The organism is Streptomyces sp. NPDC034084 (assembly GCF_055575535.1).
Map to the genome: position 1 here is coordinate 23612 of NZ_JBVISK010000014.1, position 12381 is coordinate 35992.

Here is a 12381-nt window from a genome sequence, read left to right on the forward strand (position 1 = left end):
CAGTTTAGGCAGATGGTTGCCTCCATGCCCCCATCAGAGCCTTCCCTGGTACTTCGCCGAGCTCGCGCGGGCCGTGCCGAGCTTGCCGTACAGCCGTCCGCCGGGGCAGTCCGTGGCGAACCCGTCGCGGTGTCCGGCGATGGCGTTGAACCGTACCTTCCTGCCCTTCTTGTACAGGTTCCCGCCGCCCGAGATCAGGTACGACGTTCCCTTCGGGTTCACCCCGTGGAGCCCGAGCTTCCAGGCCGTCAGGCGCGCGACGGCGGTCACGGCGGCGGCCGGCGGGTTGCTGCGGCTGAAGGTGCCGAGGACCGCGATGCCCATGCTGTTGGTGTTGAAGCCGAGGGTGTGGGCGCCGAGGACCGGCTTGGCGACGCCACCGGCCCGGCCCTCGTAGATGTTGCCGCACTTGTCGACGGCGAAGTTGTAGCCGAAGTCCCGCCAGCCGCTGCTCTTGACGTGGTAGCGGTAGATGCTGCGCAGGACGGAGGGGGCCTGGCGGCAGCTGTAGTTGTTGCCGGTGGCGCTGTGGTGGACGAAGGCCGCCTTGATGGTCTTCGTGTAGACGAAGCCCTTCTCGCGGATCCGCTCGTCCGCGCCCCATCCCTTACGGGTGATGATCTTGGGCCGGGGGCCGATGTACGGCTTCGCCGCGGCGGCCGCCGGGCCGGCGGGAACGCCTGCCGCCGCCTCCTGCTGCGGCATGTTCCGCACCGTGAGTTCGGTCTCCTCCTTGGAGAGGGCCGGGATCCAGGCAGCGCCGTACGGGGCGAGCTGGGCGTTCACCGCCATCGCGGACGCTTCCGCCGCGCTCGCTCCGGCCGGGGCGGCCTGAGTGGCCGGGATCACGGCGCCACGGGTGCGGGGCACGTCCTCCTCCGGCGCGTCTTCGTCCGGCACGGCCTGTTCCGGCGCGGTCCCCGGGTCCTCGCCCGGGTCCACCAGTTCGAGCCGCAGGCCCGTCGGGAGCGGTTCCTCCCCCCGTACGCGGATCTCGACGCCGTCCGAGTCGCCCACCCACAGCGGGGCCGTGGAGCCGCGGAGCGCCCGGGCGGAGCCCTCGGCGGTGTCGGGGTCGGCCCCGTGCTCCTCGTTGTGGGTCTCCACGTCCTGCCACGGCGACCAGGCGCCGCCGCCGGTGGGCCTGGTGCGGACCTGCACGGTGCCGTGCAGCGGGGCAGCCGGGTCGTCCCAGACGACACCGACGAGTGAGAAGGGCCTGACGTCGCGTCGGGCGAGCCCCTGCTCGCCCGAGCCGGACGCCCCGCCGAGGGCGCGGTTGGCGGCGCCGAGCGGTTCGAGTGGCAGCGACTGGGTGGAGCCCGGCAGTTCGGGCGCGGGTGGCAGTGCGGTGGCGGCCGCCGGCGGCGTCGAGGCCGCCGCCGGCGCGGTGAGGGAGACCGGCAGGGCGAGCACCGCCGCGCAGGTGACGGCGATCGAGGAGGCGAGTGAGGCACGCATGGGCCGATCGTGCGTATCTCCGGCGCGTTCCGCGCGCCGGGAACGCGCCCGGAAACTGACGGGCTGTCGGTCCGACCGGAGGACGGCGTCACCGGTACGGCGGACCCCCGCGCACCCGTCCGCGTACGCTGTCCGGCGTGAACGCCAGCGACCGCACCCCTGCCGACCTGCTGCGATCCGCGCTCGCCGCGGACCCCGCGCGCCCCTTGGTCACCTTCTACGACGACGCCACCGGTGAGCGCGTGGAATTGTCCGTCGCCACCTTCGCCAATTGGGTGGCCAAGACGGCGAACCTGCTCCAGGGCGAGCTGTCCGCCGCGCCCGGCGACCGGCTCGCGCTGCTGCTGCCCGCGCACTGGCAGAGCGCCGTCTGGCTGCTCGCCTGCTCGTCCGTCGGCGTGACCGCGGAGATCGGCGGCGACCCCTCGGACGCGGACGTCGTGGTCGCGGGTCCGGACACCCTGGAGGCGGGTCTCGCCTGCTCCGGGGAGCGGATCGCGCTCTCCCTCGCGCCGCTGGGCCGCCGCTTCCCGGCCGCGCCCGCCGGGTACGCGGACTACGCGGTCGAGGTGCCGAGCCAGGGCGACCGGTTCGCCCCGTTCGTACCGGTCGATCCGGAGGCTCCGGCGCTCGTCGTCGACGGGACGGAACGCAGCGGGGCCGAACTCGTCGAGCAGGCCAGGGCGGACGCGGCGGCCCTCGGCCTGGCCCCCGGCGCCCGGCTCCTCTCCGGGCTCGGCTACGACGACTGGCAGGGGCTCTCGTCCGGCCTGTACGCCCCCCTCGCGGCGGGTGGCTCGGTGGTGCTGTGCCGGAACCTGGACCAGCTGGGCGCCGAGGGCCTGGAGAAGCGGGTCGAGAGCGAGCGCGTGACGCACTCGGCGCTCTGAGCGGTCCGACAAGGGCGTGTTTCGAAAGTCCCGTCCACGCGCCCGCAGCGGGCCCTCCCCGCCGGCGGGGCGCCCGGTCGGCCCTCCGGCACCGGCCCCACCCCGGTTGGCGCACCATTCGGAGTAGTGCCGGGCCGAGTCCCCGGGTCCCCGTGCCCGCTCCGGTACATGATCGGCCGGGGGGAGTCGACTCCTTCCGCACAACCATGCGTCGGGTTCGGCCGTCTCCTTCTGTGACCGGCGGACGCCCGGCGCGCCGCCGACGCCATGAAGGACGGGCCCAGACGTGACGGACCGCGCAGGCACGCCCGCCGAACCGGATCCCCCGGCGGCGGAGGACGAGGCTCCCGCTGCTCCGGCGGAGCCGCGCCGGCGCCACTGGCTGCGCTGGACGGCCCTCGGTGCCGCGGTCGTGGTGCTGGTCGCCGCCGGGGCCGGCTGGTGGTTCTACCGGAAGCTCGACCACAACATCACCACTGACACCACGGCCGCAGCCGAGCTGGAGAAGTACGAGAAGGAGCGGCCGCCGGCGGGCACCTCGGCCGCGCGGAACATCCTGCTCATCGGCTCGGACACGCGGGCCGGCGAGGGCAACCGCAAGTACGGCAGGGACAAGGGCACCCAGCGCTCCGACACGACGATCCTGCTGCACCTCGCGGCGGGGAAGACGAGCGCGACGGCCGTCTCCGTCCCCCGCGACCTGCTGGTGACGATCCCCAGCTGCCGCAAGGCGGACGGGAGCCGCACCCGGGAGCAGTTCGCGCAGTTCAACTGGGCCTTCGAGTTCGGCGGTACGGCGTGCACGATCCGTACCGTCGAGAAGCTGACCGGGATCAGGGTCGACCACCACATGGTGATCGACTTCCGGGGCTTCAAGAAGATGGTGGACGCCGTGGACGGGGTGGAGGTCTGCCTCAAGGAGCCGGTGAACGATCCGGACGCGAAGCTGAAGCTCCCCGCGGGGCGCCAGACGCTCCATGGTGAGCAGGCCCTCGGTTTCGTACGGGCCCGCAAGTCGCTCGGGAACGGCAGCGACACGGAACGCATGGACCGCCAGCAGCAGTTCCTCGGGGCGCTCGTCAACAAGGTGCAGAGCGACGGGGTGCTGCTCAACCCGACCAGGCTCTACCCGGTCCTGGACGCGGCCACGAAGGCGATCACCACGGACCCGGGGCTCGACTCGCTGCGGGACCTGTACGACCTGGCGCGGGCGATGCGGTCCATCCCGACGGAGAAAGTGCAGTTCCTCACGGTCCCGCGCCGCTCCTACCGATACGACGCGAACCGGGACGAACTGGTGCAACCGGCGGCGAGTGAACTCTTCAAGCAGCTGCGCGAGGACAAGCCCGTCCTGGTGACGCCCGAGAGCGAGAAGAAGGACGGGGAGCGGGATGGGGACCAGAAACCGGACGACGCCGAGACGGCCCCGCCGTCCGCGACGCCGACCTTCACGGGACGGAACGCGGCGGAAGGGGTGTGTGAGTAAAGCGCGCCCCAAGGGGAGCGTGGCGAGCGATGAGGTTTGGGCAAATTGCCCGGTTGTAAGGGGCGTGGAATTTGTCACGGACGTCGCCCCACGCTGAACTGGGCGGATAGTGTGACGCGATCCGGTGCACCCCGACCGCGTGGTCGCACTCACCAAGGATCGAACGACCGAGAGAGCGGCGCCCTGTGGGGGAGGCGCCTCGCGTGGCACCGACGGAGGACTCGAGTAACCGTGGACGCGCACAGCCGTGGACGGGCCGACGAGATCGACCCCGCCGACCAGTGGGTCCTCAACCCGCAGACCGGCAACTACGAACTGCGACTGGACCGCTCCGCTGGGCAGTCGCCCACGCAGACCCCGTCCCGTCCCCGCAGAGCCACCGCGCCGACCGACCACCCCGCCGACGCGCCCGTCCCCGGCCAGCGCCGCCGCCGCGCCCCCGAGCCGGCCGCGGGCGGCCAGGTGCCGCCGCAGAGCCGCCGCAAGCGCAAGCAGGGCCCGAGCCGCAAGAAGAAGGCCCTGCTGTGGACCGGCGGGACGATGGCGTTCGTGCTCGTGGGCGGCGCGGCGGGCGCGTACGCGATCTACAACAAGCTCAACAACAACCTCGACGTCGTCGACGTCGTCGGCAAGAGCACCAACGCCGGGTTCGCCAAGGGCAAGGCCTTCAACATCCTGGTCATCGGCACCGACAAGCGGACCGGCGAGGGCAACGCGGGCTACGGCGACAAGAACAGCCCCGGCCACGCCGACACCACGATCCTCTTCCACGTCTCCAAGGACCGGACGAACGCCACGGCGCTCTCCATCCCGCGCGACATGAAGACCGACATCCCCGAGTGCGAGACGCGTCAGGCCGACGGGAGCATCAAGACGATCCCCGCCGAGACGGACGTCCGCTTCAACGTGAGCCTCGGCCAGAGCGGCCGTGACCCCGGCTGTGTCATGCGGACGGTCAAGGAACTCACGGGCGTCGAGGTCGACCACTTCATGATGGCCGACTTCAACGCCGTCAAGGAGATGACGACCGCGGTCGGCGGCGTGAAGGTCTGCGTCGAGAAGCCCGTCGACGACCCGAAGTCACACCTGAAGCTCCCCGCCGGCGAGTCCGTCATCCAGGGCGAGCAGGCCCTCGCCTTCGTCCGCACCCGGCACAGCTTCGGCAACGAGAGCGACCTCGACCGCATCAAGGTCCAGCAGCAGTTCCTGAGTTCGATGATCCGCCAGATGAAGTCGGACGACACGCTGACGGATCCGGGCAAGCTGCTCGACCTCGCCAACGCGGCGACGAGCGCCCTCACCGTCGACTCCGGCATAGGCTCGCTCACCAAGCTCCAGGACCTGGCCCGCGAGCTGTCGTCGATCGACACCAAGAACATCGCGTTCACGACCCTGCCGGTCGTCGACAACCCCGCCGAGAAGGTCAGGGCGACGGTCGTCCCGGACCCGGTCAAGGCGCCGCAGCTGTTCGCGATGCTCCAGTCCGACACCTCACTCACCGAGGTGAAGAAGAAGCAGCAGGACGCCAAGAACGCGCAGGCCGCGCTCCTCAAGGGCGCGCGGTCCACCGCGGCCGAGGTCCGCGTCGACGTCTTCAACGGCAGTGGCATCCGGGGCGCGGCGCAGTCGACCATCAACTGGCTGCAGAACGAGCAGGGCGTGAACCGCTCCACCAACAAGAGCAACGCCCCCGAGAAGGCGGCGAGGACCACGCTCACCTATGCCCCGAACCAGGCCGATCAGGCCCGCAGGCTCGCGGACATGATGGGTCTTCCGGCCACGGCTCTCAAGCCGGGCACCACGGACGCCGGGGAGCGCGAGCCCATGACGCTCGTCCTCGGCGCCGACTTCAAGGGCGCGGGGGTGCCCATCACCGGACCGGCGAAGGCGCCGAAGGATCTGGTATCAGCTGACAAGCAGGTGTGCGCCAAGTGACCCGGAAACACCGGCGCTTGACGCACTGCTGACCGACGAGGGGACCTGGGGTGGGAAAGAGCAGCGTGCGTGGGGAGGGGACGCGGGGACGCGTTCCGCGCGCCCGTGAAGTGGGCTGGGACGACGACCTGCACGGCACCGGCGAGGCGACCGGCGCGCAGGGCGACGCTCCCGGGGAGGCCGATGCCTCCGCGGCACCGAGCCGTGCCGGACGCCGGCGCGGCGGCGGTGGCGGTGGCGGTGGCGGAACCGGCCCGAGCGGACGCGCCGCCGCGCGCCGTCGCGCGAAGAAGACCGGCAAACGCAAGGTGCTGCGATGGACGGCGATCACGCTGTCACTGCTGATACTCGGCACGGCGGGGGCCGGTTATCTGTACTACGAGCACCTGAACGGCAACATCCGCGGCGGCAGCCGCGCGGGCGGCGACAGCGGCGTGAAGAGGGCCGCGCCGAACGCGCTGGGCGACACACCGCTGAACATCCTGCTCATCGGCTCCGACAGCCGGAACGACGAGAAGAACATCGCTCTCGGCGGCGGCCGGGACGACAAGAACCGCAAGCCGCTCGCCGACGTGCAGATGCTGTTGCACATCTCGGCGGACCGGAAGAACGCCTCGATCATCTCGATCCCGCGCGACACCGTCGTCCACATCCCCGACTGCAAGGGCGAGGACGGCACGTCGTACGCCGCCACCGACACCCGGCCCATCAACGAGTCGCTCCAGCGCGGCGGCCCCGGCTGCACCCTCACCACCTGGGAGAACCTCACCGGGGTCTACATCGACCACTGGATGATGGTCGACTTCGCCGGTGTGGTGGCGATGGCCGACGAGGTCGGCGGCGTCCCGGTCTGCGTGAAGACCGGCGTCTGGGACCGGTCGACCACGGCGCAGCACGGCGGCTCCGGCCTCCAGCTCCCCGTGGGCACCCACGAGATCAAGGGCGAGCAGGCCCTCCAGTGGCTGCGCACCCGGCACGCGTTCGGCAGCGACCAGAACCGCGCCAAGGCCCAGCACATGTACATGAACGGCATGATGAAGCGGCTTCAGGAGCAGAACGCCTGGACCGACACGGGCAGGCTGACGGGCCTGGCCGAGACGGCCACCACGGCCCTCCAGGTCTCCGACGAGATCCGCTCCGTGAAGAAGCTCTACGACCTGTCGATGCAGTTCAAGAACGTGAAGCTGGACCGGCTCACCACGGCCACGGTCCCGACGACCGAATACCCGCAGCGGCCCAGGGAGTGGCTGCAGCTGGTCCCGTCGTCCGCCGACAAGATGTGGTCGATGCTCCGGAACGACGTCGCCCTCGACAAGAACGGCGACCCCGCCGACGCCAAGCCGAAGCCGTCGAAGTCGACGAAGCCGAAGAAGCCCGCCGAGGCACCGTCCGCCATCGCCGTCACGGTCGTCAACGGCACCGCCGGCGACGGACAGCCTGCCGCCGGAGGCCGCGCCAAGAAGATGGCCACGACCCTGCAGGGCAAGGGCTTCACCCAGGCCGAGCCCACCCAGGGCGGCGAGGGCCGCAAGGACACGGTCGTCACCTACCCGAAGGCGAGCGGCGAGCAGGGCAGGTCGAACGCCGAGTCCGTGGCCAAGGCGCTCGGGCTGCCCGCCTCGGCCGTCCGGGCCGACACCGCCGCCGACGCACAGGGCATCACCCTGATCGTGGGCGCCGACTGGCGCGAGGGCGACACGTACAAGAAGCCGAAGACCGAGGCCGGTGACCTGCCGGAAGGCGCCGACGACAAGGCGGAGTGCATGGACATCTACTCGGTCTACAAGTGGGACGGCAAGTCGAAGAGCTGACCGGGTCCGCTCCCTGCCATACGGCGAAGGCCGGGCCCCCTCGCGGGGCCCGGCCTTCGCCGTGGTCGTACGGGACGGTCAGACGCGCTCCGTCGTCACCGCCGGGCGGCGGCTCGCGATGACCTTCCGGGCCAGGGAGCGGGGGCTGGTGAGGAAGCCGTAGCCCCAGGACATGTGCATCGTCGCGAGGGCCACCGGGATCTGCAGGCGGGCCTTCAAGGGGAGCCCCTTGCCCGCCGGGAGCGAGCCGAGGGTGATCGCGGCGAGGTAGCCGGCCGGGATCACGAAGCCGAGCGGGGTGACCAGCGCGCCCACGACGAGGCCGGCGGCGATCGCGCAGACGGCGGTCGGCGGGGCCAGGTAGCGGAGGTTGATCGAGCCCTGGTGGTAGCGGGCCACCACATGGCGCCAGCGGCCGTAGTCCTTGTACTGCTTCGCCAGGGCCTTCACGGAGGGCCGCGGGCGGTACTGGACGCGGAGCTCCGGCGAGAACCAGATCAGGCCGCCGGCCTCGCGGATGCGGAAGTTCAGCTCCCAGTCCTGGGCGCGGATGAACTCCACGTTGTACCCGCCCTGCTGCTCCAGCGCCTCGCGGCGGAAGACGCCCAGGTAGACCGTCTCCGCCGGGCCGGCCTCGCCGCCCGTGTGGAAGGCGGCGTTGCCCACGCCGATCTTCGAGGTCATGGCGGCGGCGACCGCGTCCTCCCAGGCGTTCTCGCCCTCGGCGTGCATGATGCCGCCGACGTTCTGCGCGCCGGTCTCCTCCAGGAGCCGGACCGCGGTGGCGATGTAGTTCGGGGAGAGCATCCCGTGGCCGTCGACGCGTACCACGATCGGGTGACGGGAGGCCTGGATCGCCGCGTTCAGCGCGGCGGGGGTACGACCCGTGGGGTTCGGCACGGTGTGCACACGGGGGTCCTCGCGGACGAGCTCGGCGGCGATCTCGTCCGTACGGTCCGTGGACGGGCCGAGCGCGATCACCACCTCCATCTCGCCCTCGTACTCCTGCTCCAGGATGTGACGGACCGAGTTGCGCAGATGCCGCTCCTCATTGAGGACCGGCATGATCACGGAGACGGGGGGCGTGGCGTTCATTGCCCGCCACGTTACCGCGAACGGGGGACACCCGTGCGCGCCGAGCGGGTGGTGCGCCCTTGCGCTGATCGTATGGGCCTACCGTGCTCACGGTTCCCCTGTCCCACCCGCGGAGGTGTCCGTCCGTGCCCACGCCGCCCCGCACGCCCCGTCCCCGGCCCGCCACCCGCCGCGTACCGGTCCGCCGGCCGCGGAGGCGCCCCCGGTGGGGGACGCGGATGGCGACGGCGCTCTCCGTGGGGGTCCTCACGGCCGGCGGGATCGGGCACGCCGTGGTGACCGGCCTGGACACCGGGATCACCCGCGTCGACCCCTTCAAGGACATGAAGAACCGGCCGCAGGCCGGGCACGGGATGAACGTGCTGGTCGTCGGCACCGACGGGCGCGACCGGATCACCGCCGAGGAGCGCGTGAAGTACCGGCTCGGCGGTGCCCCCTGTCACTGCACCGACACCGTCATGCTCGTCCACATCTCCGAGGACCGGGAGCGGGCCAGCGTCGTCAGCCTCCCCCGGGACTCGTACGCGGAGATGCCCGAGCACACCGACCAGAACAGCGGCACCAAGCACCGGGCCCATCCGGTGAAGCTGAACGCCGCCTACGCCGAGGGCGGTCCCGGCCTCACCGTGCGGACCGTCGAGTCGATGACCGGCGTGAAGATCGACCACTACCTGGAGGTCGACTTCACCAGCTTCATGCGGACCGTGGACGCGGTCGGCGGCGTGCAGATCTGTACGACGCGGTCCCTGAAGGACTCGTACACGGGTCTCGACCTGACCCCCGGCACCCATGAGCTGGACGGCGGCCAGGCCCTGCAGTACGTGCGCTCCCGGCACATCGACGGGGCCGCCGACATCGGCCGGATGCAGCGGCAGCAGCGGTTCCTCGCGGCGCTCATCGACCGGATGACGAACGGCGGGGTGCTGCTCAACCCGGTGCGGTTCCGCGAGGTCGCGACGACGATGCTGGGCTCCGTACGGGCCGACGAGGACTTCGGTACGGATCAGCTGCTCGCCCTCGCCAAGGCGATGCACGGCTTCACCCCGGCCTCGTCGGAGTTCGTGTCCGTGCCGGTCGGGGAGATGAGCTTCCCCGTGAAGGGCATCGGCTCGACCGTGAAGTGGGACGCGGCCAAGGCGCAGAAGCTCTTCCAGGCCCTGCGGGAGGACCGGCCGCTCACGCCGGCCGCGGCCTCGCAGAAGGCGACGACCTCGGGGAAGGCGCCGCGGGCGGTCGTCGTGGAGGTGCCGCCGCCGACGGTCCGCGTGCAGGTCTACAACGGGACCCGGACCGACGGGCTCGGGCGCAAGGTGGACGACGCGCTGCGTGCGACCGGCTTCGACACCACGCGCACGCCGATGACCGGGGCCGGGAAGGAGCGGGGGCGGACCGTCGTGGAGTACGACCCCCGGTGGGACCGGTCGGCGAAGTCCCTGGCCGCGGCGCTGCCGGGGGCGGAGCTCAAGGCCGTGGCCGGGAGGGGCGGGACGTTGCGGGTGACGGTGGGCGGTGACTACAAGGGGGTCACGCCGGTGCGGGCGGAGGCCGCCGGGGGCGGGGGGCCGTTCGAGGCGGTCACCGGTGACCGGGTCGTGTGTCCGTGACCGCCCCCCCGGGGCGAGAGCCGCGACGGCGGGCTCAGTCCTCGTAGCCCTCTGCCGCTCGGCGTTCCCTCAGTTCCTTGATGGCCTGACGGCGGGCCAGGCGGTGGGTGCGGCGGATCTGGGCTTCCTGGTTGCGGCGCTTGTCCTGCTCCGTTTCCGGGAGGACCTGGGGCACGGAGCGGGGCTTGCCCTCAGCGTCGACGGCCGCGAAGACGAGGTACGCGGAGCCGACCTGGGTGGCGGGCGTGGACTCGTTCCAGCGCTCGGCCATGACCCGTACGCCGACCTCCATGGAGGACCGGCCGGTCCAGTTGACCTGGGCCTTCACATGCAGCAGGTCCCCGACCCGTACGGGCTCCAGGAAGACCATCTCGTCCATCGAGGCGGTGACCGCCGGGCCGCCCGAGTGCCGGCCCGCGACGGCGCCCGCCGCGTCGTCGACCAGCTTCATGATCACGCCGCCGTGCACCGTGCCCAGGAGGTTGGTGTCGTGGCTGGTCATGATGTGGCTGAGGGTGGTGCGGGAGGCGGAGGTCGGCTTGCCCGGCGGGGTGCCCGGGATATCGCCCTGATCTGTCATGCCCTCCACCATATGCCGGGTCCTCGCGCCGTCGCCGTTCGGTCCGGTTTGCATCAGCTTGGCAACAGCAGCGGTCCTATCCTCCACCCGGACTGTCGCCCGGAAAGGGCCGCCCGGCACACTGGTCCGTATGAATGACTGGCCCGATGAGCCCCAGGGACCCCGCCGGATGAGCCACGTGCAGCGCCCGCAGGTTCCGCAGCAGCCGCCGCGTTCCCAGCAGGGCGGCCAGGGTTACGACCCGAACTTCACCCAGGCGCAGAACCAGGGGTACGACTCGGGCTACAGCAGCGGCCAGGTCTACGGCGGCGGCCCCCAGCCGGGCGCCCGGGGCGGCGGGCGGGGCACCGTTCCCCCGCAGTACACCCCGCAGGGACCGGGCCGGCCCGCGCCGGACTGGCGCAAGCGGATCAAGGTCGGCTCCATCGTTCTGGTGGTCGGCGTCCTCGCCTGGGGCATCGGCACCTACGCCTGGGCCAGCTCGCAGATGCGCAACGAGGTCGATCTCTCCAAGGTCATCGAGCGGCCGGAGGAGGGCGACTGCACGACGTACCTGATCGTCGGCTCCGACAGCCGTGAGGGCATGTCCGCCGAGGAGAAGAAGAAGCTGCACACCGGCTCCGCCGAGGGCAAGCGGACCGACTCGATGATGATCCTCGCGGCCTGCTCCAGCGGGAACACGATGGTCTCGCTGCCCCGTGACTCCTGGGTGACGATCCCGAACTTCGTGGGCTCCGAGTCGGGCAAGTCGTACCCGGCCCGCGGCGGCTCCAAGCTGAACGCGGCCTACGCGATGGACGGCCCGGAGCTGCTCGTGCGGACCGTCGAGTTCAACACCGGCCTGCGCATCGACCACTACGCGGAGATCGGCTTCGCCGGCTTCGCGAACATCGTGGACGCGCTCGGCGGTGTCGAGCTGAACATCGACAAGGGCTTCAAGGACAAGAAGTCCGGCGCCGACTTCCAGGCGGGCGAGCAGACCCTCAACGGCGAGCAGGCCCTGGCCTTCGTCCGCACCCGGTACGCCTTCGCCCAGTCGGACCTCCAGCGGACGAAGAACCAGCAGAAGTTCCTCTCCGCCCTCGCGAACCAGGCGGCGACGCCGGGGACGATCCTCAACCCGTTCGCGCTGTACCCGACGCTCGGCGCCGGTCTGGACACGCTGATCGTGGACAAGGACATGTCGCTGTACGACCTCGGGAAGATGTTCTTCGCGATGAAGGGCATCAACAGCGGCGACGGCAAGTCCATGAACATGCCGATCTCGGGCGGCGCGCCGCAGAACTCCCTCAAGTGGGACATGCCGAAGGTGAAGCAGCTCGTCGAGCAGATCAGGAACGACGAGACGGTCACCGTCGAGTCCAACCGCTGAGCCGTGGCGGGAAAGGGGCGCTCTCCTGCCGGAGGGCGCCCCTTCGCCGTGCTTACGGGAGGTTGCGGGCCATGACGATGCGCTGGACCTGGTTGGTGCCTTCGTAGATCTGGGTGATCTTGGCGTCGCGCATCATGCGCTCGACGG

10 protein-coding genes are annotated in these 12381 nt (G+C 71.2%); 6 read left to right on the forward strand and 4 right to left on the reverse strand.

Features of this window, described 5'->3' with window-relative positions; genetic code table 11:
* Nucleotides 1–33: 33 nt before the first annotated feature.
* Nucleotides 34–1461 carry a peptidoglycan recognition protein family protein gene (locus ACZ51I_RS31245; RefSeq protein WP_468882655.1) on the reverse strand — a complete coding sequence of 476 codons (1428 nt, stop codon included), beginning with the start codon at nt 1459–1461 and terminating at the stop codon, nt 34–36.
* A gap of 137 nt (nt 1462–1598) precedes the next feature.
* Between ACZ51I_RS31245 and ACZ51I_RS31250 the strand changes: the two genes are divergently transcribed.
* The 4 genes from ACZ51I_RS31250 (at nt 1599) to ACZ51I_RS31265 (ending at nt 7583) form a co-directional block, all read left to right on the forward strand.
* Nucleotides 1599–2351, forward strand: coding sequence for a TIGR03089 family protein (locus ACZ51I_RS31250; RefSeq protein ID WP_468882658.1), 753 nt, complete (start codon nt 1599–1601; stop codon nt 2349–2351).
* Between the two features lie 286 nt (nt 2352–2637).
* The gene (locus tag ACZ51I_RS31255; RefSeq protein ID WP_468882659.1) at nt 2638–3837 is read left to right on the forward strand and encodes an LCP family protein; all 1200 of its coding nucleotides are present in this window, start codon (nt 2638–2640) and stop codon (nt 3835–3837) included.
* A 231-nt stretch (nt 3838–4068) separates the two neighbouring features.
* Complete coding sequence (locus ACZ51I_RS31260; protein WP_468882662.1) at nt 4069–5772, forward strand: LCP family protein; 1704 nt, start codon at nt 4069–4071, stop codon at nt 5770–5772.
* A gap of 50 nt (nt 5773–5822) precedes the next feature.
* Nucleotides 5823–7583, forward strand: coding sequence for an LCP family protein (locus ACZ51I_RS31265; protein WP_468882664.1), 1761 nt, complete (start codon nt 5823–5825; stop codon nt 7581–7583).
* A gap of 78 nt (nt 7584–7661) precedes the next feature.
* On the opposite strand, the gene ACZ51I_RS31270 is transcribed toward ACZ51I_RS31265, so the two are convergent.
* On the reverse strand, nt 7662–8678 hold the full coding sequence (locus tag ACZ51I_RS31270) for a glycosyltransferase family 2 protein (RefSeq protein WP_468882667.1): 1017 nt from the start codon (nt 8676–8678) through the stop codon (nt 7662–7664).
* Nucleotides 8679–8803: 125 nt separating this feature from the next.
* Between ACZ51I_RS31270 and ACZ51I_RS31275 the strand changes: the two genes are divergently transcribed.
* Entirely contained in the window at nt 8804–10282 is a 1479-nt protein-coding gene (locus ACZ51I_RS31275) for an LCP family protein (RefSeq protein ID WP_468882670.1), read from the forward strand.
* A gap of 34 nt (nt 10283–10316) precedes the next feature.
* Here the strand turns inward: ACZ51I_RS31275 and ACZ51I_RS31280 are convergent, their stop codons facing one another.
* Entirely contained in the window at nt 10317–10862 is a 546-nt protein-coding gene (locus ACZ51I_RS31280) for an acyl-CoA thioesterase (protein ID WP_468882672.1), read from the reverse strand.
* 169 nt (nt 10863–11031) lie between these two features.
* Here ACZ51I_RS31280 and ACZ51I_RS31285 point away from each other — a divergent pair, with 169 nt between their 5' ends.
* Complete coding sequence (locus tag ACZ51I_RS31285; RefSeq protein WP_468882675.1) at nt 11032–12234, forward strand: LCP family protein; 1203 nt, start codon at nt 11032–11034, stop codon at nt 12232–12234.
* A 52-nt stretch (nt 12235–12286) separates the two neighbouring features.
* On the opposite strand, the gene ACZ51I_RS31290 is transcribed toward ACZ51I_RS31285, so the two are convergent.
* A partial coding sequence (locus ACZ51I_RS31290; protein ID WP_132919430.1) for an acyl-CoA dehydrogenase family protein occupies nt 12287–12381 on the reverse strand: 95 nt, incomplete at its 5' end.